Consider the following 23429-nt stretch of genomic DNA (forward strand, 5'->3'; position numbering starts at 1 on the left):
TGTGCATCAACTGGCGTTAATAAATAAAGGCACGCTCTTACTGGTCAGCAAATCGGGAGAAACGAAAGCCATTGTTGAAATGGCGCGCAACGCGAAGCGTAAAAATATCCGGGTCATGGCAATTACCCGTAATAATTCTTCTTTATCTCAGGTTGCTTCCCGCACATGGGCTGTTGAAGATACTGACGAGGCGTCATCGCTGTATCAAAGGGAGTCGCAAATAAAAATACTGGATTTTATTGATAGCATCGGATGCAAATTACTGACGACACCCGATGCATAATACACAGAAAAATTATAACTTTTTAGTAATCCCTAAGCGGCCGACGAACTCATTTTTATGCGTTCCGTGGTCATCCACATAGGTTTTGTCAAGAGAACCAAGCTCGATATAAGGCGTCCAGTCATCGTCCATTTTATAGCTGAATGCCAGCGTATGCTCCCAGTACGTGTCTCTCCCGGTTCCCTGATCGACGCCATCCTGGTAACGGAAGCGAGGGTTCCAGGACATACCGAAGCGCCCGATATTATAGGCAATCCAGATATCAAACTGATGCGATTTACGACGGGTATACTCATCGCTGTCGAGCTTTCTGTCGCTATGGGCATCATTCACCGTGTTATAGCGATAGCGGGCAGCGAGATTAATCCCGTTGTCAAATGCCTTCCATCCCTGGATAAAAGGGCGATAGTGCGTATTGGTTTTAGTGAAAACGGTCGTCAGACCGGGAGCTATGGAATAACCATTACCGAGCGGGAATTGCCACCGCGTTTCTATTTCCTGCGAGACACCGGTCACGCCATCTTCTTTACCATCCCGGCTATCTTCATCACCAAAAAAAGATTCATTATGGCTCTGAGTCGCTTCAGCAGAAAAATAGAAGCCATTCGTTGCCTGATGCATAAATTTAATACGCGTTTCATTCGTATCCGCGCGTATATTATGCGCGCCACGCACATCTACCCAGGTTGTGCCCGTCCACCCCGACACACTATATATAACAGGAATACACAGGCATACCTTTAACAGATTATTCATATACTCTCCCCAAAAGTTACACAAAAAAATCCGTAATCAGATTGCTCTGGCAACCACAAGGTGAACACTATTTTCTGATACATTTGTTGTATCACCATACAAATGACAGCGGTGTTGTATCTGCGCTCTAATTATCGTGATTGCTTAATCATGGCTGGCAGTTTGAATCGGAAGCACTTTACTCCGATTTATCGTAGTGCACGCCGTTACAGCATTCATTAAACCATTAGCGGTTGTTTTAAAAAGAATCGCTAAGCGTAAACCACATTTTTCAGCCTCATACTTGTGTCGCACATTGTTATTTATTAGCTCAGTGAACGCACTGCGCCGATATATGAGCAATCCGTCGCATTTATAAGGCCTGATCTCGATTAACCTGTCGACAACTCTGATTTTCAGGGAGGATTTATGGTGTTAAGCGGCGTGACTTCCCCTAATTTGATTCTCCTCGATAAGGAATGGAATACCCGTGAATCCATTCTGGAGAATCTCTCCATGCTTTTATACCAAGAAGGGAAAGTCTCCGATCAAGCAGCGTTTCTCCGTGCTGTATGGGAGCGGGAAAACATTTCTGAAACAGGCTTTGAACAAGGTATCGCCATCCCGCACGGCAAATCGCCCGTCGTAAAACAGCCTGCCTTTGCTGCCGTCCGGCTCACACAGCCTGTTGATGACTGGCCCACCATTGAGGGCGAGGAAAAGGTCTCTCTGGTCTTTTTACTTGCGGTGCCGCTTGGCGATGATGACGGGCACCTGCGCCTGCTTTCGACATTAAGCCTGGCACTGATGGATGAAGATAATGTCAGCGCGCTTAAAGCAGCACCTACCGTGGACGCCTTTCTCGCGCTGCTGGATGCGCATGAATCTGCTGGCGAAAAAACGCTCATTAACGCCAGCGGGCAAAGTTTGATTGTCATCACCTCGTGCTCTACCGGTATCGCGCATACCTACATGGCCGCAGAGGCGCTGGAAAAAGCAGGCGCCGCGCGCGGTATCCGGGTTTATAGCGAAAAACAGGGCGCGAACGGTATTGAAGATGAGGTAAATGAAACGCAAATCCGCGAGGCGAGCGGCGTCATTTTTGCCGCTGCGCTGCCCCCTAAAGGCAAAGCACGCTTCAACGGCAAGCCCTTCATCGCAACCTCCGTTTCTGAGCCGCTGAAAGACGCGGCGGGGTTAATTGAGCGCGTACTCACCAACCCTGACGGTATCGTCAATGAATCAAACGCCACGGAAAGCCCAACCCCAGCGCATAAACGCTCTTTTGGCAGTCAGCTCTATCAGGGCATCTCCAGCGGTATTTCCTATATGATCCCGGTTATCGTCGCGGCAGGCTTGATGATGGGCTTCGGCCAGTTAGCCGCCAGCATGCTGGGCGTCACCGATATCGGCAACGCGCGTTACGCGACCGAACACAACACAATGCTGGTCATGTGCCATTACCTGACGCTCTACGGCAACATGATCATGAAGTTTATGTACCCGATCTTTGCCGCCTATATGGCATGGAGCATTGCCGACCGACCAGGCCTGGTGCCCGGTTTCGTTGGCGGTGCCTTTGCCGGCGGGCTGCATTACACCTTCTGGGCGGTTAACGGCGGCATTCCTTCCGGCTTTCTCGGCGCTCTTATTCTGGGCGCGCTTGCCGGGTTCATCGCCAACTTTCTGAATCAACATATCCGCCTGCATAAGCACTTACAGGCCATGAAGCCGATGTTGATCGTGCCGGGTTTATCGGTCCTCGCGATCTTCTTTATCAACTTCTATTTTGTCGATCCGGTTTTTGGCGGCATCAATAAATTTCTTCAGCAGTTTATTACCGAGCACGGTGCCTCCAGCGCGTTAATGCTGGCTGTCATTATCGCCGCGCTGACCGCCTTTGATTTAGGGGGGCCTGTGAATAAATCCGCAGGTGCCATCGCCATCGGGCTGGCGGCTGATCATATTTTCCCGCTGACAGCGCGCGTGCTGGGAATCGTTATTCCCCCTATTGGCCTGGGCCTTGCAACGGTTATCGATCGTTTCCTCGTCAGGCGGCGGGTGTTTGACGAAAACCAACGTGTCACCGGCACTACCTCGCTAATCCTCGGGTTCCTGGCGATCGGCGAAGGCGCTATCCCTTTTATGCTCAGAAATCCGGTGATTACCATCTCGATTAACATTACAGGCGCCATTATCGGTGCAGTGACGGCCATTACCTTAGGCTCAGTGCAGTGGTTCCCGCTGCCTGCCATCTGGGGTTGGCCACTGGTGCAAAATCTTCCCGCTTATCTCTTTGGGATGTTTCTCGGCGTAGCGTTTATCGCTTTTGCTAACGTTTTTGTCCGCTATTACCTGATAACCACAGGCAAGCTTAAGCTGAACTGACAGGGAGGTTGTTTCTAATGGTCAAAAAAAAGGTGTATGTCGTTCCCCACTGCCATTGGGACGCTGAATGGTATTTTACCTGCGAGGACTCACATATTCTGCTGGTCGAGAATATGGATTATTTGCTGGATCTGCTGGAAAAAGATGCGGATTTTCCAAGCTATACGTTTGACGGCCTGGCGATCGTGCTCGATGACTACCTCAAAGAACGCCCGGAAAATACATCGCGCATTCATGCGTTGATACGTCAGCGGCGGCTTTTTGTGGGTCCCTGGTATACACAATGCGACTCGTTGCTGATACGCACGGAATCACTGATCCGTAATTTGCAGTACGGCATTCGCACCGCGACACAGTTTGGCCATTCAATGAATGTTGGTTATTTACCGGATATTTTCGGCCAGCATGCCTGGTTGCCCGCCTTTTTTACGGACGCCGGTATCGATTACTGCGTTCTGCAAAGAGGGATTTATACGGATCAGCTTCGTGGCGATCTCAATTTTTACTGGCGGGCACCAAACCAGAAATCCATCGCCACCAACTATCTCTATTATGGTTATGGGCCTGGTAAGTTTTTGTCCGCTAAACCTGATTATTTACAGCACCGCCTCCTGCCTATTCTTGAACAGTTGAGCGTGATGAACCGCCATACCGATAAGCTGCTCTTACCCTGTGGCGGCGATCAGGTGTTGCCCAACGCCCGGTATCCGCAAACGGTAAACGCCTTAAACCAGCGCGGATTGCCTTATCAGTTCGTTATGTCTGACTATGAGAGCTATATGCGTGAAACCTGGCGTGACGGTGAATTTACCCACGTGATTGAGGGGGAGCTGTTCGCCTGTCAGAAATCCCGCATTCACCGAACCTGCCACTCAACGCGTTATGACATTAAACGCCAGACCTGGGAAACCGAGCATCTGCTGATCGATAAACTTGAACCGCTCACCGTTATGGCTTCATTACTGGGTATTCACTGGCCGCAACCGTTAATGGCCTCGCTCTGGAAAACCCTGTTTTGCGCACATGCTCATAACGGTATTGAGGCGACCAATGCCGACCCGGTCAATCAGAACATTAAACAGCGGCTCATCAGCGTGGAACGCTCTGCGCTGAGCCTGATTAATCTGCTGAAAAAGAAAATCAGCCACGCCATTAGTCTGCAGTCCGAGCAACGCAATATTCTGGTGGTTTTTAACAGTGATATCAGCCCGCTGGATAGCCTGGTTCAGGCTGTTGTGTTCACGAAAGATAAACAGGTTTCGCTGCGACGTGGTGGCAAACCCGTCGCCTGTACGGTGCTGGAACAACGAAGACTGGATGGCGGCCAGCAGGTCATCGTGACCGCGCAGGGCGAAAAGCTGGAAACGGTGGAAGGCTATTATCGCAGCGTTATTCTTTTCAGGGCTGATGGCCTTCACGGGCTGGGTTATCAGACATGGCTCATTGATGAACAAACGGCGAGCCCGTCACTGACCCTGAGCCACGAAGAGACCATTGAAAATACACGCTTGCGAATCTCACTTCATCAGGGCGTACTCTCGCTGGAAAACCGCGGTACCGGCCAACGTATCGACAATCTTCTGACCTTCGTTGACTGCGGGGATGATGGCGATGAATTCGATTTTGCGCCTGTGGAGCATGAGCAGCCTGTAAGCGTCAGCACCTTTACGCTTATAGCCTGCGAAACGAGCCCGATGGTGTCGCGCATGACGCTGGAAACCACGCTTGTGCTGCCCAAAGATATGCAGCAACGACGGAATGCGGCACCGACACAGCCCATGACCATCCAAACGACGCTGGAACTCCGCCAGCATGAAAACTATGTGCGTGTGCAGCATCATCTGGTCAACGAGGCTCATGACCATCGTCTTCGCGTGCATATCAGAACACCGGTGAAAGCCCCCGATTACGCCTTTGCCGATCAGGGCTACGCCTTACTGCGTCGCGAGACCCGGAGCCGTTACGTAAACGGCTGGCGAGAGCAAGGTTTTGTTGAGAAACCCGTGCCTGTTTACACCCTGGAAAACTGCGTGGCGTTACGCGATGACAACCATCTCTTCGCGGCTATCACCAAAGGCATCAAAGAGTATGAAGTTTTACCGGACGAAGACGTACTGGCGCTGACGTTATTTCGAAGCGTCGGCTTGCTTGGGAAAGACGATACGCCGTGGCGACCTGGCCGGGCGTCAGGCATCAATAATAAAATCGTCGACACACCGGATGCTCAAATGCTGCAGCCGATGACGTTTGATTATGCGCTGATGATGGATAGCGGAATCGACGATGCCGCCTTATTTAATGCGTGCAAACAGTATCGTGAGCACTATCTGAGCTATCAATTGCAGCAGCTCAATACCTTTGAAGAACGCCTGGAGCGTTTCACTATCCCGCTACCGGAAAAAGGCCTCGCCCCGGCGTTCACCTGGCTCACACAGAATAATCCAGCCATTCAGATGAGCATGTGTAAGCCCGGCGATGGAGAACACACCGTTATCATCAGGTTATTCAACCCTGGCGACACGCCGCAGACCGTCGAGCTCGCTTCTCCTTTTACCTGCAGAATTTATCGGCTGTCACTGCTGGAAGAAATTCAGGAAACGGTGAAAGACAACCCGACTATCGCCGCGAAAGACTATCTGACGCTGGCCATACACCTTATGCAGGATCACAGCCATGAGTAGCGCGTCGTATGACAAATTTCCGGAAGTTGCAGTTTCCGGTTATGCGAATCACGCCGCGCAGGGCTGGCCAGCAGTAGTGAAAAAAGTGCGCGAACGGCTCCCGCCCGCTGAGAAAACGGTATTGGTTATCGACTGTTACCCCGGCGTGCGTCTTGAGGAGCTGGCGGAGCGCTTTTTCCCTGGCCTCAATGCAACCCTGGTTCTCAACGTGGAAACCGCTCGCCGCGATGAGCGGGAACTTCAGTCTTTACTGGCTTACAACCTTACGAACGATCGCGTTTTCGGCGTGATCTCCTGCCACCAGCTCACTGACTTTTTTGATGAGGCGAAACTCACTGCGCTGCGGGAACGGGTCGATGCAATAAGTACAGGCCTGGTTATTGTCTATGGCTCTGGCGCGGCGCTGGTACATGACGGCGATATGCTGATCTATGCCGATATGCCGCGCTGGGAGATCCAGCAGCGTATGCGCCGGGGCGAGCTTGGCAACTGGGGCGCGGATAACCAGCACGAAGATATGCTTCGTCGCTACAAGCGTGCTTACTTTATCGAATGGCGTGTCTTCGATCGCCACAAAACGCCACTGCTAAAACGCGCCGATTTTCTGTTAGATACCACGCTTGCGAATCAACCCGCCATCGTCAGCGGTTACGCGTTCCGCGCAGGCCTGGAGCAACTGACAACGCGGCCTTTCCGGGTAGTGCCGTTTTTTGACCCCGGCGTCTGGGGCGGACAGTGGATGAAGCGCACATTTGATCTCGATCCATCCATGCCCAATTACGCCTGGTGCTTTGACTGCGTGCCAGAAGAAAACAGCCTGTTCCTGCGTTTTGGCACGGTGCGAACAGAAATTCCTGCACAGGATCTGGTGCTGCTTTACCCACGGCCTTTGCTTGGTGAAAACGTTCATGCGCGCTTCGGTGCTGAGTTTCCGATTCGCTTTGACATGCTGGATACCATCGGCGGCCAGAATCTCAGCCTCCAGGTTCATCCGGTGACGGACTATATTCAGCAGCAGTTCGGCATGCATTACACCCAGGATGAAAGCTACTACATTCTCGATGCGGAACCGGACGCAGTGGTTTATCTCGGCGTCCAGACCGGGACGCAGCCTGTGCAGATGGTTGATGCACTCAGACGCGCCGCGCGTGGAGAGAAAGCCTTTGACGATGCCCGGTTCGTTAACCCGATCCCCGCCCATAAACACGATCATTTCCTGATCCCGGCAGGAACGGTACATGGCGCAGGCGCGGGAACGATGGTGCTTGAGATAAGCGCCACGCCGTATATTTTTACCTTCAAACTCTGGGACTGGGGACGCCTCGGTATGGATGGCCTTCCCCGCCCCGTACATCTTGAGCACGGGGCGCAGGTGATCGACTGGGAAAGGGATACACAATGGGTGCGCCGCCATCTGGTGAACCAGGCAGAACCTCGCGCTGGCGGCGACGGCTGGCGAGAAGAGCGTACTGGCCTGCATGAGCGCGAGTTTATCGAAACCCGGAGACACTGGTTTGATAAACCGGTACTGCATCATACCCATGGCACCGTTAACGTGCTTAATCTCGTCGAGGGTGCCGAAGCGTTAGTGGAGAGCCCCAATGGCACGTTTGAGCCGTTCGTGGTGCATTACGCCGAAACCTTTATCGTCCCGGCGGCAGCAGGTGCCTACCGCATCTCTCCCTTTGGCAAAGGGATCGGGCAGCAACTGGCGACGATAAAAGCCTGGGTGAGAGGATGACGCGCTTCGCGCACGTGTTTCAGCCTGGCGTTCAGCCTGACTGAAACGGAATCCCTGGCGGGTGGCTGTCAGGCGACAGAGAAAGAAACGGCAGGCGCGTTGACCTGCCGTGAGGCTTACTCTGCCACCTGGTAAGCCACCAGCAGCTGGCCTTTCTTTACTTTAATGCCCGTGAGCGTCACCTCGCCGACCTGCGAGAGCGACGACACATGGGTGCCGCCGCAGCCGTAGACGGGCAGTTCGCCAAAGCGCACCTGCCGCCGCCCGTCCACGAAATCGACATAGCGTGGCAAATCGGCGGCAACCCACGCGGCGATCTTCTCGCTTAACGCGTTGGCATCCGGCACGTCTGACGCCTGCGCCGGGGCAAACGTAATTTTGCCTTCGCCAGGCCAGTGGTGCGCTTTCACGGGCTGCCAGCCGAGCTGCTCACCGGCATAGCCAATCAGGTGACCCGCCGAGTGCCAGCGTGTATGGCGGTGACGCAACGTGTCATCGACCACGAGCGTGACGGGGCCGGTCCCCAGCGGCTGCGCCAGCAGATGAATCACCAAATCGCCGCGGTTTTCGACGCGCAGCACTGGCACGCCGTTTATCGTGCCGCTGTCTGAAGGCTGTCCGCCGCCCTGCGGGTGAAACAGCGTCGTATCCAGCTCCACTTCATACTCGCCCTGCGCATTTTGTTCGCAGCGCAGTACGTTTGCTTCACCCTGCAGCGCATCGCTCAGGTAGTACTCTCTGTGTGTCATCGTTGTCCTCCCGGTTCACCACACAGTATATTTGTTATTCCCGCAGCGATAATCCTGCGCGGCGACAACGAACCTTTGCACCAGGCGCACAAATATGAATTTAGCCCTTCTGCCCGATATCGCGGTTTTCGTTCAGGTGGTGGAGAGCGGCAGCTTCTCCGCCGCCGCGCGCAAGCTCGGCACCACGCCCTCTTCCGTCAGCCGCAGCGTCTCTCGCCTGGAGCGCGAGCTGGGCTGCAAGCTGCTGGTGCGCACCACGCGCAAATTGCGCCTCAGCGAGGCGGGCAACGGCGTGTTTCAGCGCGCCGCCAGTATGATGGATGCCGCCCGCGATGTGATGGCCCGGGGCGGTACCGCCTCACAGTCACCACAGGGGCGCGTCACGCTTGGCGTGCCGAAAGCGGTGGGCCGTTTTGTGATCCATCCGCTAATGGAAGAGTTTCTGACGCGCTACCCGCAGGTGGATATCTGCCTGCGTCTGGAAGACCGGTATATGGATCTGATCGATGATGAGGTGGATCTGGCGCTGCGTATTACCGATTCCCCTTCTCCCGGCCTGTACGGCAAACCGCTGATGCCAATAGAGCATCTGCTGTGCGCCACGCCGGACTATCTCGCGCGCCACGGCACGCCGGAAACGCCGCAGGCATTACGTCATCACAGCTGCATCAGCCTGGGTGAAACGGCGGCGGACGCGCGCTGGAAGTTTCGTCGCGACGGGAAAAGCGTGGTGGTGCAGACGCACGGGCGGTACGCCGCCAACCATACCGGCGTGCGGTTGGACGCCGTGAAGCGCCATCTGGGCATCGGCAGCCTGCCGCGTTTTACCGCCAGCGACGCGCTGGCGGCAGGCGAGATAGTGCAGGTGCTGCCGGAGTGGGAGTTTATCAGCAGCTATTCCGGCAGGCTCTGGCTGCTGTGGTCCACGAGCCGTCATATGCCTGCCAAAATCCGGGCGCTCATCGACTACCTGACGGAAAAGCTCAGTTAAGGCGCAAGCGTGAGCGTTTGTGCAACCCAGTCGCGAAACGCAGCCACGTCGATACTGAGCGCGACCTGCACATTCGCAGGCTGGTTTAACTTGCCTTCAATATCCACCACCGTGGTGCCCGCCGTGTAGTCGCCACGCGTCTCTACCGCCACGAAACAGGGTTTGAGCGTAAACAGTTCAGGCTTAACCAGCCAGGCGATAGCGCAGAGATCGTGCATACGCAGGCCCGTCGTCATGCTGCCGCTGCGGTAATGGCTGAACAGCGCATGCAGCATTTTCCCGGTGCGGTTAAGCGAGGGCAACGCCGCGAGATAATCAGGCGTCAGCACAGCCTGGTTGGTGACATCCAGCCCGCACATCACAATCTCAATGCCACTGTCAAACACCCGCGCGGCAGCCTCCGGATCGATGGCGATATTAAATTCGGCGTTGGGGGTAAAGTTGCCGCGCCCTGCCGAACCGCCCATCATTACCAGCCGTTTGATTTTCGCTTTACATGCCGGATAGTGCGTCAGCAGCAGCGCGATATTGGTCAGAGGCCCGATGGTGACGAGCGTCAGCGGCTCCGTGGCGGCCGTCAGGCGTTCGTAAATCGCCTGAAACGCCGGAACGTCGAGCGCCAGCCGGTCGTGTTCGACAAATTCGTAGCCTTCCATCCCCGATTCGCCATGCACCGACGCGGCATCGCGCAGCGGGCGCACCAGCGGCGTGGCGGCACCCTGCGCCACCGGCACATCAGCATTCCAGAAATGCAGCAGTTGCAGCGCGTTGCGTGTCGTTTTCTCGACGGACACATTGCCTGCGACGGTAGTGATGAGCTGTAAATCAAGCTCTGGTGAAAACAGCGCGGCGGCGATAGCCACGGCATCGTCAATACCGGGATCGGTATCGAGAATAATCGGCGTTTTTGTCATGGGCGCTCCTTATTGTCTGGCCTGCCGTCAGGATAAAAAAATGCCGGACGATCTTCACCGTCCGGCATGCAGTTCTGGTACGCGCGTAAAAAATTACTGCACTTCGCGCGCGTCGATGCGCAGCTCCTTCGGCACTTCGAAAACGATGTTTTCTTCGCGACCGGTCAGCTCGTGGGCGTCGCTGCCGCCAAGCGCTTTGAGGCGCGTAATGACGTTCTGCACCAGAATATCCGGTGCCGAGGCGCCCGCGGTCACGCCGACACAGGCGGCGTTCTGCACCCAGGCTTCCTGAATGTCGTTGGCGTCGTCGATAAGATACGCCGTTTTGCCCATGCGCTGTGCCAGCTCCGCCAGACGGTTGGAGTTAGAGGAGTTTTTCGACCCCACCACTAACACGACGTCCGCCTGCTCCGCCAGCGCACGCACCGCTTCCTGACGGTTGGTGGTGGCGTAGCAGATATCGTCTTTACGCGGCCCGACGATTTTCGGGAAACGGCTGCGCAGCGCGTCGATCACTTCGGAAGTGTCGTCCACCGACAGCGTCGTCTGGGTCATAAAGGAGAGATTATTCTCATCCTTCACGGTAATTTTCCAGACATCTTCCGGCGACTCCACCAGGTACATGCCCCCTTCCGGGTTGCTGTACTGGCCCATCGTGCCTTCCACTTCCGGGTGCCCGGCGTGGCCGATAAGAATGGCTTCTTCACCGCGGCGGCTGGATCGCGCCACTTCCATATGCACTTTGGTCACCAGCGGGCAGGTGGCGTCAAACACCGTCAGATCGCGGCTTTTCGCTTCATTGCGTACTGCCTGAGAAACGCCGTGGGCGGAGAAAATCAGGATCGCGCCATCCGGCACTTCGCTGATTTGCTCGATAAAAATCGCGCCGCGCTCGCGCAGGCTGTCCACCACGTAACGGTTATGGACCACTTCATGGCGAACGTAGATAGGCGCGCCATAAATCGCCAGCGCGTTTTCCACAATGCTGATAGCGCGGTCCACGCCTGCGCAGAAGCCGCGCGGGTTAGCCAACAGGATCTGCATCAGAACTCTCCAGCGCCGGATCGATCTCCAGCACGTCTATATCAAAATGAAGGGTATGCCCGGCGAGCGGATGGTTGAAATCCACGGTGATGGAGTCGCCGTTAATTTCACGGATGACGCCCGGCATTTCGCTGCCGTCCATTGCGGTAAAGAGCATGATAGCCCCGATATCCGGCTCGCCCGCGTCGATAAACTCGCGGCGGGAGAAGTACTGGATGAGATCCGGGCTTGGCGTACCGAACGCGTCTTCCGGCAGGAGCGTAAACGCTTTTTTGTCGCCGGCATGCAGGCCGAGCAACTCGCGCTCCAGGCCCTGCGACAGCGAGCCGTCGCCCAGGCGAAACAGCGCGGGTTTGCCGCTGTTGCGGCTGGACTCCGCCGTGGAGCCGTCTTCAAGCTTCAGCGTAAAGTGCACAAGCACCGCGCTGTTGCTCTGTATGGATGTAGACATGCAGGTTGCTCACTTATTTTGGGTCGTCTGTCTGCCCGGTATCGGGAAAACAGACGGCCGCACATTCTGTGGGCCGGGAAGCGTAGCGCCGCCCGGCCAGAGGTTACGCCGTGGCTTTCTGTTTAGAAGGCAGGAAGCCTTCCAGCACCACTAACGCCGCGCCGATACAAATGGCGGTATCGGCCAGATTGAACGTCGCGAAGTGCCAGTCGCCGACATAGAAGTCGATCATATCGACCACGAAGCCGTGCCACAGACGGTCAAACAGATTGCCCAGCGCGCCGCCAATAATCAGCGCGTAAGCAATGTTGTTGAGCTTCTGACTCGCCTTCGCGCGATACATCATGACCACCAGCAGCACGCAGATACCGATAGCGATACCGGCGAAGAACCAGCGCTGCCAGCCGCCTTTGTCCGCGAGGAAGCTGAACGCCGCGCCGTAGTTGCGCGCATAATGCAGATTGAGCGACGGGAACAGCGAGACGGTTTCCCCCAGCGCGAAATGCTGGAGGATTAACGCCTTGCTACCCAGATCGACAATCAGCACGACCACTACCAGCCACAGCCAGCGCAGACCGGTTGAAAGAATCGGTTTACTCATCAGGCAAACTTACGTTTTTCGCCGTCACCGGCGACGTTGCTGACACAGCGACCGCAGATTTCTGCGTGTTCCGCCACCTTGCCGATATCGGTGGTGTAGTGCCAGCAGCGCGGGCACTTCTCCCCTTCGGCTTTTGCGAGCGCCACTTTCAGCCCTTTGAGCAGTTCGCTCTGCTGGGCATCCGCGGCAGCGCTGGCATAATCCTCAACCTTCGCCTGCGAGGTCAACAGGACAAATCGCAATTCCTCGCCAAGCGCGGTGAGTTTCGCCGCCAGCTCCGGCTCCGCGTACAGGGTAACCGCCGCTTCCAGCGAGCCGCCGACTTTCTTATCGGCACGCGCCTGCTCAATCACCTTGTTCACTTCGCCGCGCACTTTCAGCAGCGCGTCCCAGTAAGCGTCGTTCATCGCTTCGGTATCGGCAAGGCCAAACAGGCCGTCGTACCATTCACCGGTAAAGACATACTTCTCGCGCTCGCCCGGCAGGTAGCCCCACACTTCATCTGCAGTGAAGGAGAGGATCGGCGCCATCCAGCGCACCAGCGCTTCACTGATGTGATAAAGCGCGGTCTGGCAGCTGCGGCGCGCCACGCTGTCAGCTTTCGCGGTGTACTGACGGTCTTTGATGATATCGAGATAGAACGAGCCCATTTCGATGGAGCAGAAGCGCATCAGGCGCTGCACCACTTCGTGGAAATCGTACGCTTCATACGCTTTTACGATATCGTCCTGCGCGGCTTTCGCGCAGCCGACCGCCCAGCGATCCAGCACGACCATCTCTTCCGGTTTCACCATGTCTTTCGCCGGATCGAAACCGTTCAGGTTCGCCAGCAGGAAGCGCGCGGTGTTACGGATACGGCGATACGCATCGGCGGCGCGTTTTAAGATCTCGTCAGAGACTGCCATCTCGCCGGTGTAGTCGGTGGATGCCACCCACAGACGCAGAATATCCGCGCCCAGTTTGTTCATCACATCCTGCGGAGAGACCGTATTGCCGATGGATTTCGACATCTTGCGGCCCTGGCCGTCAACGGTGAAACCGTGGGTCAGTACCTGGCGATATGGCGCTTTGCCTTTCATCGCGGTGGAGATCATCAGCGAGGACATAAACCAGCCGCGATGCTGGTCAGAGCCTTCGAGATACATATCCGCCGCATGGCCTGAGAATTCCGGGCGCACGTCAACCACAGATGAGTGGGTAGAGCCGGAGTCGAACCATACATCCAGCGTATCCGGCACTTTTTCATAGACATCGGCGTCATCGCCCATGATGTCGCGCGGGTCGAGATCCCACCACGCCTGGATGCCGTCCTGCTCAACGCGTTTTGCCACTTCTTCCATCAGCTCCAGCGTGCGCGGGTGCAGCTCCTGCGTCTCTTTATGGACGAACAGAGACATCGGCACGCCCCAGGTACGCTGACGGGAGATACACCAGTCCGGGCGGTTGGCGACCATCGACTCGATACGCGCCTGACCCCAGTCCGGGATCCACTGCACACCTTTGATCTCTTTGAGCGACTGCGCGCGCAGGCCTTTTTGATCCATGCTGACGAACCACTGCGGCGTGGCGCGGAAGATGATCGGCGTTTTATGACGCCAGCAGCACGGATAGCTGTGCAGCAGCTTCGCGACGTTCAGCAGCGCGCCTTTTTCACGCAGCAGTTCAACAATCTGATCGTTCGCTTTGAAGACGTTAACGCCATCCAGACCCGGATACGTGCCCGGCAGGTACGCGCCGTCTGGACCGACCGGATTGGCAATCTCCAGACTATATTTCTGGCTGATGGTGTAGTCGTCCGGGCCGTGGCCGCCTGCGGTATGCACCGCACCGGTACCGGCGTCGAGCGTCACGTGCTCGCCGAGAATAGCCGGAACGTCAAAGCCCATGAACGGGTGCGTAAAGCGCATCAGCTCAAGCTGCGCGCCTTTGGTTTCGCCAAGCACGGTGTAATCGGCGACGTTGATGCGCTTCATCACGCTCTCAAGCAGGTCTTTCGCCACGATCAGCGCCTGGCCTTCGATCTGCACCAGCACATAGTCGATTTCAGCGTGCAGAGAGATAGCGCGGTTCGCCGGCAGCGTCCACGGCGTGGTGGTCCAGATAACCAGCGATACCGGGCCGTTGACGTTCTGCGCGCCAAACTTCGCCGCGACCGCCGCCGCGTCTACCGCGTTAAAGGCAACATCAATAGAAGGCGACGTTTTGTCGTAATACTCCACTTCCGCCTCGGCGAGCGCGGAGCGGCAGTCGACGCACCAGTGTACCGGCTTCGCGCCTTTGTGCAGATGGCCGTTGCCGATGATTTTACCGAGCGCGCGAATGATGTTGGCTTCGGTGTTGAAATCCATGGTCAGGTACGGGTGCGACCAGTCGCCGAGCACGCCCAGACGGATAAAGTCTTTACGCTGGCCGTCAACCTGAGTGGCTGCGTATTCACGGCATTTGGCGCGGAATTCGGCCGCGGTGAATTTCTCACCCGGCTTGCCAAACTCTTGCTCCACTTTCAGTTCGATCGGCAGACCGTGGCAGTCCCAGCCCGGCACGTACGGAGAGTCATAACCGGCAAGCCCTTTGGACTTCACGATAATGTCTTTCAGAATCTTGTTAACCGAGTGACCAATATGAATGCTGCCATTCGCATAAGGAGGGCCGTCATGCAGAATGAAGGTTTTTTTGCCTTTTTTGGCTGCACGGATGATGCCGTAGAGGTCATCATCGGTCCAACGCGCCAGCATTCCCGGTTCGCGCTTGGCGAGATCGCCGCGCATCGGGAACCCTGTTTCCGGCAAATTCAGGGTTGATTTATAGTCACTCATCAGATTCTCGGTTCCGTATTTCGGTTTGATAATTAGCCGATTCAGGCGTTACGCCGGTGTCGGTAGCCCAAAAAAGTCGCGGGCGGTGATCACGTCTCTGGCGATTTGCGCCTTGAGTTCATCAAGCGAGGCAAACCGCTGTTCATTGCGTATTTTTTTACGCAGCACTACATCTATATGGCGGCCGTAGAGGTCGATTGCAACGTCCAGCAAGTGAACTTCCAGCTGCTGGCGCAGGCCGGCCACCGTCGGGCGGGTGCCGATATTGGCGACGCCGGGCAGCGGTTTGTCGCTGATGCCCAGCACCTCCACCGCATAAACGCCCTTAACGGGCGAAACCTGACGGCGCAGCGGTAAATTCGCCGTCGGGAAACCTATGGTGCGTCCGAGCGCGTCGCCGTGAACCACACGCCCGGAGATGGCGAATGGCCGTCCGAGCAGGTTTTCTGCGAGGCTTAAGTCATCCTGCGCGAGCGCCTGGCGTACAGCGGTGCTGCTGATGCGCACGCCCTCTTCGCAAAACGTTTGCGTGCTGGTGACTTCAAAACCATATTCGCGCCCGGCTTTCTGTAATAACAAGAAATCCCCTTCGCGACCAGCGCCAAAGCGGAAATCGTCACCGGTTGCCAGGAATTTCACGCCGAGGCGCTCGACCAGCAGATCGCTGACGAAATTCTGAGCCGTCAGCGCGGCAAAGCGGCGGTCAAAACGAATGCACAGCACGTAATCCACGCCGCAACGGGCGAGGTAGCGCAGCTTTTCGCGCAGCCGGGTAAGCCGTGCAGGCGCTTTATCGGCCGCGAAAAGTTCAAGCGGCTGCGGCTCGAAAATCATGACCATAACGGGCAGGCCGCGTTCGCGCCCTTGCGCGCATAGCCCGGCAAGCAAAGCCTGGTGCCCACGATGCACGCCATCGAAATTGCCGATGGTCAGCACGCAACCGTGATGCTCAGAGGTGAGATTATGTATGCCGCGTATCAGCTTCATGACTGGCTCAGAACAGTGAAAATCGTCGGATTATACCTTGTACAGCCTATAAGGTTAACCGACGATTTGGCCCTGTCAGCCATAAACTGGCAACGATTTCATCGCGCTGCGTCAGGGTTTCGCACTGAACGCGAATTTTGTCCCACAAAGACTGTATTCGCACGAGGCAAGCTGGTAGAATCTTGCGCCATCACTACGTAACGAGCGCCGCATAACAACGGCGCTTATTTGCACAAATCCATTGACAAAAGAAGGCTGAAAGGGCATATTCCTCGGCCTTTGAATTGTCCACATAGATCATATTTGGGAGTTGGACCTTGGCTAATATCAAATCAGCTAAGAAGCGTGCCGTTCAGTCTGAAAAGGCCCGTAAGCACAACGCAAGCCGTCGCTCTATGATGCGTACTTTCGTTAAGAAAGTGTACGCAGCGATTGAAGCTGGCGACAAAGCTGCTGCACAGAAAGCATTTAACGAAATGCAACCAATCGTGGATCGTCAGGCTGCTAAAGGTCTGATCCACAAAAACAAAGCTGCTCGTCATAAAGCTAACCTGGCTGCACAGATCAGCAAACTGGCTTAATCGCCATTCGCTGTCGCTTGTTGCAAGCAGCTTGTTAAAAAAACCCGCTTATGCGGGTTTTTTTATGCCTGCTGATTTATTTTGGCGGCACAAACAGCGCCGAATAGTCACGATTGCAGATGCGCTGCACCGCCGGATGCTGAATCATTCGCTCTGCGAAAATCGCGTGATACTCCTCCATCACGTTATCCATGCGCCCTATCTCCACAATATTCTCATCCTCGTAAAAATCGTGCGCGTAGAGACTTGGCGCGACAAAAACAGCATTGTGCGCCGCGCCGAAGGCTTTCATCAGCGCCGCGTCGTCAAACTCGCCGAGAATTTCCACCTTCAGACCCTGCGAGTGGATCCAGTTCAGTAATTTACGCCCAAGCATGGAACGACGCCCGGGTATCAGTAACCGGCGCTCTTCAAGACACGCCGGGAACGGCTTTGCCGGCGCCGGACTCTGACACCAGAAGCTCACGCTGCACTCGCCAATTTTGACGGAAAACAGGCCCGCCTGCTGCGTGGAGTCGATGGGGCAATCGGAGATAATCATATCGAGCTTATGCTGGCTCAGTTGCTCAAGCAGCATCTCGTGCGTCGATTCAAAACAGCGCAGGTGGATTTGCTCATCTTCCACCACCGCCGCGTCGAGCACGCCGCTGACCAGCCTTTTCGAAAGGGCGTCCGCCACGCCGACATCAAACAATAAGTGAGATTCTTTGCGATAGTTGATGATGTCCAGCATCTCCTGGCTTAGGGTGAACATGCGGTCGGCATAACGAAACACCAGTTGCCCCAGCTCGCTCGGCTCAAGCCCTCTTCCCTTACGCTTAAACAGTTTGCCCTGTAGCCTCTCCTCCAGCGCTTTTATCTGTCCGGTAATGGTTTGCGGCGTAAGGTAGAGCGCCTCGGCTGCACCGACGACCGAGCCCTCCTTACAAACCTGCCAGAAGTAATATAAGTGGTTGTAATTGATATGAGACATAAGCGCGTTCTCTGTGGAGTCCCTGAGGCAAAGCGGCCTTCACTCCGAAAGGCCGCATGATAAACCAGACGTTAAGGTGCCCGTGATAAATGGCTGCGCAGGAGCGCATAGCCGATGACCGCAGCCAGTAATGAACCGACCAGAATGCCAAGCTTAGCCCAGGTCACCAGGGCTGCGTCGACATCACCAAAAGCCAGCGACGCGATGAAAATGGACATCGTAAAGCCGATACCACACAGCACGCCGACGGCCAGAATCGTCTTCTGGCTGACGCCCGGCGGGAGTGTTGCCCACTTAAGCTTTACCGCCAACGCGCAGAACAGGCTGATGCCGAGCGGCTTACCGATAAACAAACCGGCGATAATGCCAAGCGGCAGCAGCGACGTCAGGCCCGCCAGCGTGACGCCATCCAGCGAAACGCCTGCGTTCGCGAACGCAAACAGCGGCAGGATGAGAAAACCCACCCACGGGTGTAGCGCATGCTCAAGCGTGCCTGCGGGCGAATGTCCCTTCTGCGCTTTAAGCGGTACGAAAAAGCCGATAATGACGCCCGCAAGCGTGGCATGGACACCCGATTTCAGCACCGCCGTCCAGAGCACGACGCCCACCAGAATATAAACCCCGACGCGGCGCACGTTGCAGAGATTAAGCACTGCCAGTACAGCGATAGCGCCAACTGCCACCATCAGCGACACCATCGACAGCGAACTGGTATAGAACAGCGCAATAATCACAATCGCGCCGAGATCGTCGATGATAGCCAGCGCCATCAGGAAAATTTTCAGCGCGGGCGGCACACGGTTACCGAGCAGCGCCAGAATCCCCAGGGCGAACGCGATATCCGTCGCCGCCGGAATAGCCCAGCCCGCGCGGGTTATCGGATCCTGAAAATTGAACGCCAGATAGAGCGCGGCAGGCAACACCATCCCGCCCAGCGCGGCAATCACCGGCAGCGACGCCTGTCGACGGCTGGCGAGCGAGCCCTGTACCAGCTCACGCTTCACCTCAAGCCCCACCAACAGGAAGAACACGGCCATCAGCGCGTCGTTCACCCATAGCAGCATGTTCTTTTTAATCTCCAGCGCCCCGAATTTTAATTCTACCGGCGTACTGAGAAAGCCGGTGTAGAGCTCTTGAGTGGCGTTGAGGTTTGCCAGAAGCATGGCCAGCGCGGCGGCGGCGATCAGCACAATGCCGCCTGCTGCGTCACTTTTAAAGAAACGTTCTACTTTTTTTATCATCATTGTCTACCCAGAATTATAGAGTCACGTATTCACTGACTTACACCAGGTATAAGGATAGCGGCCTTTATCCATCGGAAAAGCAGTTTATTCTGGGCATACAGATCGTTTAAAACGAATTATTGGAAATGACATCGGGTAAATGGCAGGCAAAAAAAGCCCCGGTAATCCATCCCCGGGACCAGAGGTCCGCTCAAACACGGGCAGAGCGGCAAATATCATCGTGACGTTGACGACTCAATAGGTTCCGATATCTGTCCAGACCTGATAAGGCCCGCTGTTGAGATCGGGCTGCTCGCCCTGCGAATACCAGTTCACCTGATAGTTGTGGCCTTTCCAGCTGACTTTCTCGAAAGATCCCCATTTCGCCCCGTAAATCGTGCCGGCATCCCAGAGCGGATACGGCGCGCTGCCGGTATCCGGGGTCGGGGTGGGCGTCGGAGTGGGGGTCGGGTCCGGTGTCGGCTCAGGCGTCGGTTGTGGCACCGGAGTGTCGCCGCCCGCAGGTGCATTACCCGGCACGGCAGTGACAACAAAGCGCTGCTGTGACGAAGGCTCATTTTTGGTGTCGCGGACAAACAGCGTGAACTGGTAATCGGTGCTCTGGGTAACAACAGGCACGTCAAACTCAATCACGGCGGCGCTCTTATCCGCGACGGTAATCGTCGCTGGCACGCCCCAGCTAAAGCTCAGCGCATCGTTGTCGTCATCATGCGACGCCTCGCCGGAGAGCTGAATACGCGAACCGCCGACCACCCGCAACTGGATAGCCGCCACGGGCGCATGGTTGACTGTCGGTTGCGGCTCGCTATCACCGCCGCTGTTATCCGGCTCAGCAACATTGATGCCTTCGAAGTAGAACGGCTTCATATCGATGGTCTGGGTGTCGATTTCATAACCCAACCCTTCACGTGCGGCATTCACCAGCACGCCGTTATCCTGGTCAATCGTCCAGGTAAATAACCCGCCGAGGTTACGCGACGCGGCATACTGGCCTTTCGCTTTTACCGAGCGCGGCGTGTCGAGCGACATAAACAGTTTGCTTTGCGGGTTATAGAGATAATCCGCGTTAGCGACTTTATCGGTATAGACGTTAAAGCCGTTGCGCCCTTTCTGGTTTTCCAGATCCAGATAGTTATAAATGGTGTCGTACCATTCGGTACTCCCGGATTCAAAACTCCCGGTCGTGGTGCCGTTGCCCGGAGAATAAGACCCTTTCAGCGGGGAGAAACTTTCAATCACCGCATTGCGGGCGTTACGGGTATAGCCTGCATAGCCAATGTTGATACGATCGGACGGGAAGCCTTCGGCAATCAGATAATCCACAACCGCCTCAATACTCCAGCCACCCGCGGTGAGCGGCGTCAGGTTGGTGTGGTGTGTCAGCGTATCCGCCCACGGGGTGCCGAAGAAGTCATAGGTCATGACGTTAATGGCGTAGAGACCCGCGTCCAGCAGCGCTTTGACATTGGAATACTCAAGCGTAGAGACAACCGCTGAGCTGGCGATCGAGATTTTCACATCGCTGCGCCCTGCCGCGCTGAGCTGCTTTTTCATCTCAGCGATAAGCAACGCGTAATTCGCGCCATCTTCCGGGCCATGCGGGTTGCCGTTGCCTTCGGCGTTTGGATATTCCCAGTCGATATCCACTTCGCTAAACATCGGGAATTGTTTGAACAGCTTCACCACGCCGGCGGCGAACGTTTTGCGCGATGAGTCGGTTTTCGACATCTCGTGGAAACCGTTACTCATGGTCCAGCCACCGATACTCATCGACAACACCAGGGTATGTCCCTGCTGTTTCGCTTTTTGCTGGAGATCGCGCAGGCCGCCCAGCAGCCCTTTGGTTGTCGCCTGGGTTACCGTGGCCGGGTCGATATCCCAGCCGCTGGTGGTGTGGCCGCAGTTTTCATAAGACTGAAAATCCCCCCACGGATCGAGGAAAGTGGGTTCGTTGGTGTTTTTGTTGGTCTGGCGAGCCGCGTTTTCAATGGTGTATTGCTTTTCGCCTTTATCGCCAACAATACCGAGGAAACCAAAAACGATTTTGTCATACGCAGTAGGCGAGACCTTCGCCAGATCATAGCCGCGACCCCGGTTAGCGGGGCTGTCATCACCCTGCAGGCGTCCATCATATTGCGACCAGTCAGTATAATAACCAAATACTTTTGGTTTATTAGCAGCCTTATATTTGTTATATACCGGTTTCGCCACGCGGGCTGAAGTATAACTGTATTTTTCAGTTTCGCTTGCTGGATTAAAACCATCGGCAGCATTACTGGTTTCTGTCAGGCTATCGCCCTGAATTAATTTACTTGTAGCCATGTTTATTTTCCTTCGTGAAAAGTGAGTGCAGTAATTTCTGCGCTAACTATCATGATCGGCCAGTTTCTATTCCTCCAGTCACAACCAATAAAAATGATTTTAAAAAACAACAATGATTTAAAGAGCGCTTTCAAAAGAACAAACAAAACCCATCTTTTTGATTTTTTATCACTGTATTCAACCAGTTGAAACTCAATATAGCATACATTAAAGATTAAACTGCCGTTAATTCCAACTTAAAAGAGATTTAAAAAGCCAGGGGAATCGTGATCCGTATTAGCGTTTCGCTAAATAAAAACGCATTTTTATTCTATTCTGTGGAAATTAACAAAGTGCCTCCCTACTCTTAAAGGCGCCAGAGAACCTCCCGCCATATATTCGTATCTGTTCACAGGTGATATATGAAAAGTTATCTGATTAACCATAATTGTATTTTTACTGAGGCTAATAACGAATTAAAAAATACCGATAACGCATGCGTCATCAAAATGACGTCCATGCGGGCACGATGCTTAAGTTTTATTATTGAAAACGCCAAAAATGGTGTGATTGAAAAGCAACAAATCGCCGCTTTCTTGTGGGGCAACCGGGGACAATTCATCAGCGATGCCAACCTGACGCAGGTGCTGTACCTGCTGCGCCGGGACCTGCGCGCGCTCGGCATTAATGACCTCTTTGTCACCATTCCTAAGCTTGGCATCAAAGTGAATGATGATGTGCCGGTCGACATCCTGACCGAAGAAAAAAAGAAAAAGCCAAAACGCGCGCTCTGGACCGCGGCGGTGTTTGCCGTGTTCATCCTCTGTGTCCTGACGCTTTTAACTCTGACGGATGTAAGTAACCCATAAACTCTGTTGCGAGGAATCACTATGAATCCTGTTATCGACGGTATTCTGAATATTGAAGGCAGTTATGTGGATAATCCGGCCGATCGGGGAGGCCCGACGAAATGGGGTATTACCGAAAAAACGGCAAGAGCGCACGGCTACAAAGGGAATATGCGGGATCTGAGCCGCGATGAGGCGTACCGCATACTGGAGCAAGATTACTGGACAGCGCCGGGGTTTGACCAGGTCGCACAATACTCGCTGCCTGTCGCGTTTGAGCTATGCGAAGCGGGGACGAATATCGGGCCTTCGGTGCCTGCCCGGTGGCTGCAGCGCTGGCTGAACGTATTCAACAATCAACAAGCGTTTTATCACGATTTGACCGTGGACGGCGTTATCGGAAGAAACACCCTGAATGCGTTAAAAACGTATCTGGATAAGCGTGGCAAAGAGGGTGAGAGCGTGCTGGTCAAGGCGCTTAACTGTACGCAAGGCGATTACTATCTGGAGATTACGGAAAAACGCGAGGCAAACGAGGCGTTCATCTATGGCTGGCTGCGTGAAAGAGTCACGCTCTCCTGACTGGCCTGAAAAAAAGCCCGCTTATCACAGCGGGCTTTTTGTTGTGCTTATTTTAGCAACGAGGCGCCACTCAGGAAGTTTTTCACTTTCTCGCTCAGCACCCGCAATATCGGCGTGGCAAACACCCCACCGAGCCCTGCGACCATCAGCACCATATTAAAACTCATGTTGCGATCAATAGCCGCCACGCTCAACAGAAAAGCGGTAAAGCAGGAAATCGCTATCTGAGCCAGACAATCCATAATATCTTTATGGGTGTCATTTCTTTCACGCTTCATCAGATAACTGACAAAGCCCCCCCACCCTCCAATTGCAATAATCGTTAATAAGATCTCCAGTTCAACCAGAACCAGTTTAGGGGCGGCGACATGAGCTGCAATAGACATAATAAACCTCGGTAATAAGTAGACGATAAATAATTACGCCGTCTGGCGATGCGATAAAGTTAGCAATCTAACCAGTAGGTCGCTAATCATTTAATCTCATGCCCGGTCTTCATCGCTTCTTTGACGCATCGAT

The 23429-nt window shown here is 54.9% G+C and carries 20 protein-coding genes; 8 read left to right on the forward strand and 12 right to left on the reverse strand.

Annotated features, from left to right (window positions below; genetic code table 11):
- The first annotated feature begins 1 nt into the window (after position 1).
- Complete coding sequence (locus CSK29544_RS22210) at positions 2-283, forward strand: SIS domain-containing protein (protein ID WP_007889605.1); 282 nt, start codon at positions 2-4, stop codon at positions 281-283.
- Positions 284-295: 12 nt separating this feature from the next.
- Here the strand turns inward: CSK29544_RS22210 and CSK29544_RS01155 are convergent, their stop codons facing one another.
- Entirely contained in the window at positions 296-1039 is a 744-nt protein-coding gene (locus tag CSK29544_RS01155) for an oligogalacturonate-specific porin KdgM family protein (protein WP_071601447.1), read from the reverse strand.
- Positions 1040-1447: 408 nt separating this feature from the next.
- Between CSK29544_RS01155 and CSK29544_RS01160 the strand changes: the two genes are divergently transcribed.
- Genes CSK29544_RS01160 through CSK29544_RS01170 form a run of 3 tightly spaced genes read left to right on the forward strand, consistent with a single transcriptional unit; the run spans position 1448 to position 7828 of the window.
- Positions 1448-3406 carry a fructose-specific PTS transporter subunit EIIC gene (locus CSK29544_RS01160; protein WP_029039394.1) on the forward strand — a complete coding sequence of 653 codons (1959 nt, stop codon included), beginning with the start codon at positions 1448-1450 and terminating at the stop codon, positions 3404-3406.
- Positions 3407-3423: 17 nt separating this feature from the next.
- Positions 3424-6087, forward strand: a complete 2664-nt coding sequence (locus CSK29544_RS01165) for a glycoside hydrolase family 38 N-terminal domain-containing protein (protein ID WP_007889615.1) — start codon at positions 3424-3426, stop codon at positions 6085-6087.
- Entirely contained in the window at positions 6080-7828 is a 1749-nt protein-coding gene (locus CSK29544_RS01170; RefSeq protein WP_007889618.1) for a class I mannose-6-phosphate isomerase, read from the forward strand. The genes CSK29544_RS01165 and CSK29544_RS01170 overlap by 8 nt, the downstream gene beginning before the upstream one ends.
- Positions 7829-7944: 116 nt before the next feature.
- Here CSK29544_RS01170 and CSK29544_RS01175 read toward each other — a convergent pair whose 3' ends face one another.
- Complete coding sequence (locus tag CSK29544_RS01175) at positions 7945-8577, reverse strand: alanyl-tRNA editing protein (RefSeq protein WP_007889619.1); 633 nt, start codon at positions 8575-8577, stop codon at positions 7945-7947.
- Positions 8578-8671: 94 nt separating this feature from the next.
- On the opposite strand from CSK29544_RS01175, the gene CSK29544_RS01180 reads away from it, so the two are divergent.
- Complete coding sequence (locus CSK29544_RS01180) at positions 8672-9568, forward strand: LysR family transcriptional regulator (RefSeq protein WP_007889621.1); 897 nt, start codon at positions 8672-8674, stop codon at positions 9566-9568.
- Here the strand turns inward: CSK29544_RS01180 and rihC are convergent.
- The 6 genes from rihC to ribF all read right to left on the reverse strand — a co-directional run bounded on the left by rihC (position 9565) and on the right by ribF (position 16381).
- Complete coding sequence (gene rihC, locus CSK29544_RS01185) at positions 9565-10482, reverse strand: ribonucleoside hydrolase RihC (RefSeq protein ID WP_007889623.1); 918 nt, start codon at positions 10480-10482, stop codon at positions 9565-9567. The two genes, CSK29544_RS01180 and rihC, sit on opposite strands and share 4 nt — an antisense overlap.
- 93 nt (positions 10483-10575) lie before the next feature.
- On the reverse strand, positions 10576-11526 hold the full coding sequence (ispH, locus tag CSK29544_RS01190; protein ID WP_014729624.1) for a 4-hydroxy-3-methylbut-2-enyl diphosphate reductase: 951 nt from the start codon (positions 11524-11526) through the stop codon (positions 10576-10578).
- Positions 11507-11977 carry an FKBP-type peptidyl-prolyl cis-trans isomerase gene (gene fkpB, locus CSK29544_RS01195; RefSeq protein ID WP_004386255.1) on the reverse strand — a complete coding sequence of 157 codons (471 nt, stop codon included), beginning with the start codon at positions 11975-11977 and terminating at the stop codon, positions 11507-11509. Before fkpB ends, ispH begins: the two co-directional genes overlap by 20 nt.
- Before the next feature lie 103 nt (positions 11978-12080).
- A complete protein-coding gene (gene lspA, locus CSK29544_RS01200; protein WP_007864145.1) occupies positions 12081-12578 on the reverse strand; it encodes a signal peptidase II in 498 nt (165 codons plus the stop codon).
- Positions 12578-15394: an isoleucine--tRNA ligase gene (gene ileS / locus CSK29544_RS01205; protein WP_007889629.1), complete on the reverse strand. Its 2817-nt coding sequence runs from the start codon at positions 15392-15394 to the stop codon at positions 12578-12580. The genes lspA and ileS overlap by 1 nt, the downstream gene beginning before the upstream one ends.
- A gap of 48 nt (positions 15395-15442) precedes the next feature.
- The gene (gene ribF / locus CSK29544_RS01210) at positions 15443-16381 is read right to left on the reverse strand and encodes a bifunctional riboflavin kinase/FAD synthetase (RefSeq protein WP_007864140.1); all 939 of its coding nucleotides are present in this window, start codon (positions 16379-16381) and stop codon (positions 15443-15445) included.
- A gap of 317 nt (positions 16382-16698) precedes the next feature.
- Between ribF and rpsT the strand changes: the two genes are divergently transcribed.
- A complete protein-coding gene (gene rpsT / locus CSK29544_RS01215) occupies positions 16699-16962 on the forward strand; it encodes a 30S ribosomal protein S20 (RefSeq protein WP_004386260.1) in 264 nt (87 codons plus the stop codon).
- 76 nt (positions 16963-17038) lie between these two features.
- Here the strand turns inward: rpsT and nhaR are convergent, their stop codons facing one another.
- The 3 genes from nhaR to CSK29544_RS01230 all read right to left on the reverse strand — a co-directional run bounded on the left by nhaR (position 17039) and on the right by CSK29544_RS01230 (position 21501).
- Positions 17039-17935, reverse strand: coding sequence for a transcriptional activator NhaR (gene nhaR, locus CSK29544_RS01220; protein ID WP_007889635.1), 897 nt, complete (start codon positions 17933-17935; stop codon positions 17039-17041).
- Between the two features lie 71 nt (positions 17936-18006).
- The gene (nhaA, locus tag CSK29544_RS01225) at positions 18007-19179 is read right to left on the reverse strand and encodes a Na+/H+ antiporter NhaA (protein ID WP_007889638.1); all 1173 of its coding nucleotides are present in this window, start codon (positions 19177-19179) and stop codon (positions 18007-18009) included.
- Between the two features lie 234 nt (positions 19180-19413).
- Positions 19414-21501, reverse strand: coding sequence for a glycoside hydrolase family 18 protein (locus tag CSK29544_RS01230; protein ID WP_007889641.1), 2088 nt, complete (start codon positions 21499-21501; stop codon positions 19414-19416).
- Positions 21502-21902: 401 nt separating this feature from the next.
- Here CSK29544_RS01230 and CSK29544_RS01235 point away from each other — a divergent pair, with 401 nt between their 5' ends.
- Together CSK29544_RS01235 and CSK29544_RS01240 are read left to right on the forward strand one after the other, a co-directional pair.
- A complete protein-coding gene (locus CSK29544_RS01235; protein ID WP_004386264.1) occupies positions 21903-22349 on the forward strand; it encodes a winged helix-turn-helix domain-containing protein in 447 nt (148 codons plus the stop codon).
- A gap of 21 nt (positions 22350-22370) precedes the next feature.
- Positions 22371-22910, forward strand: a complete 540-nt coding sequence (locus CSK29544_RS01240) for a glycoside hydrolase family 108 protein (RefSeq protein ID WP_007864128.1) — start codon at positions 22371-22373, stop codon at positions 22908-22910.
- A 47-nt stretch (positions 22911-22957) separates the two neighbouring features.
- Here the strand turns inward: CSK29544_RS01240 and CSK29544_RS01245 are convergent, their stop codons facing one another.
- Positions 22958-23296 (reverse strand): phage holin family protein, encoded by a 339-nt coding sequence (locus CSK29544_RS01245; protein ID WP_004386265.1) that lies wholly within the window; start codon positions 23294-23296, stop codon positions 22958-22960.
- Positions 23297-23429: the final 133 nt, after the last annotated feature.

This window comes from Cronobacter sakazakii (genome assembly GCF_000982825.1).
GTDB lineage: Bacteria > Pseudomonadota > Gammaproteobacteria > Enterobacterales > Enterobacteriaceae > Cronobacter > Cronobacter sakazakii.

Excerpts from the sequence above, each read along its gene's own strand:
- CSK29544_RS01155 (WP_071601447.1), bottom strand. The coding sequence starts at position 1,039 with ATGAATAATCTGTTAAAGGTATGCCTGTGTATTCCTGTTATATATAGT.
- CSK29544_RS01160 (WP_029039394.1), top strand. The coding sequence starts at position 1,448 with ATGGTGTTAAGCGGCGTGACTTCCCCTAATTTGATTCTCCTCGATAAG.
- CSK29544_RS01165 (WP_007889615.1), top strand. The coding sequence starts at position 3,424 with ATGGTCAAAAAAAAGGTGTATGTCGTTCCCCACTGCCATTGGGACGCT.
- CSK29544_RS01170 (WP_007889618.1), top strand. The coding sequence starts at position 6,080 with ATGAGTAGCGCGTCGTATGACAAATTTCCGGAAGTTGCAGTTTCCGGT.
- CSK29544_RS01175 (WP_007889619.1), bottom strand. The coding sequence starts at position 8,577 with ATGACACACAGAGAGTACTACCTGAGCGATGCGCTGCAGGGTGAAGCA.
- CSK29544_RS01180 (WP_007889621.1), top strand. The coding sequence starts at position 8,672 with ATGAATTTAGCCCTTCTGCCCGATATCGCGGTTTTCGTTCAGGTGGTG.
- rihC (WP_007889623.1), bottom strand. The coding sequence starts at position 10,482 with ATGACAAAAACGCCGATTATTCTCGATACCGATCCCGGTATTGACGAT.
- ispH (WP_014729624.1), bottom strand. The coding sequence starts at position 11,526 with ATGCAGATCCTGTTGGCTAACCCGCGCGGCTTCTGCGCAGGCGTGGAC.
- fkpB (WP_004386255.1), bottom strand. The coding sequence starts at position 11,977 with ATGTCTACATCCATACAGAGCAACAGCGCGGTGCTTGTGCACTTTACG.
- lspA (WP_007864145.1), bottom strand. The coding sequence starts at position 12,578 with ATGAGTAAACCGATTCTTTCAACCGGTCTGCGCTGGCTGTGGCTGGTA.
- ileS (WP_007889629.1), bottom strand. The coding sequence starts at position 15,394 with ATGAGTGACTATAAATCAACCCTGAATTTGCCGGAAACAGGGTTCCCG.
- ribF (WP_007864140.1), bottom strand. The coding sequence starts at position 16,381 with ATGAAGCTGATACGCGGCATACATAATCTCACCTCTGAGCATCACGGT.
- nhaR (WP_007889635.1), bottom strand. The coding sequence starts at position 17,935 with ATGTCTCATATCAATTACAACCACTTATATTACTTCTGGCAGGTTTGT.
- nhaA (WP_007889638.1), bottom strand. The coding sequence starts at position 19,179 with ATGATGATAAAAAAAGTAGAACGTTTCTTTAAAAGTGACGCAGCAGGC.
- CSK29544_RS01230 (WP_007889641.1), bottom strand. The coding sequence starts at position 21,501 with ATGGCTACAAGTAAATTAATTCAGGGCGATAGCCTGACAGAAACCAGT.
- CSK29544_RS01235 (WP_004386264.1), top strand. The coding sequence starts at position 21,903 with ATGAAAAGTTATCTGATTAACCATAATTGTATTTTTACTGAGGCTAAT.
- CSK29544_RS01240 (WP_007864128.1), top strand. The coding sequence starts at position 22,371 with ATGAATCCTGTTATCGACGGTATTCTGAATATTGAAGGCAGTTATGTG.
- CSK29544_RS01245 (WP_004386265.1), bottom strand. The coding sequence starts at position 23,296 with ATGTCTATTGCAGCTCATGTCGCCGCCCCTAAACTGGTTCTGGTTGAA.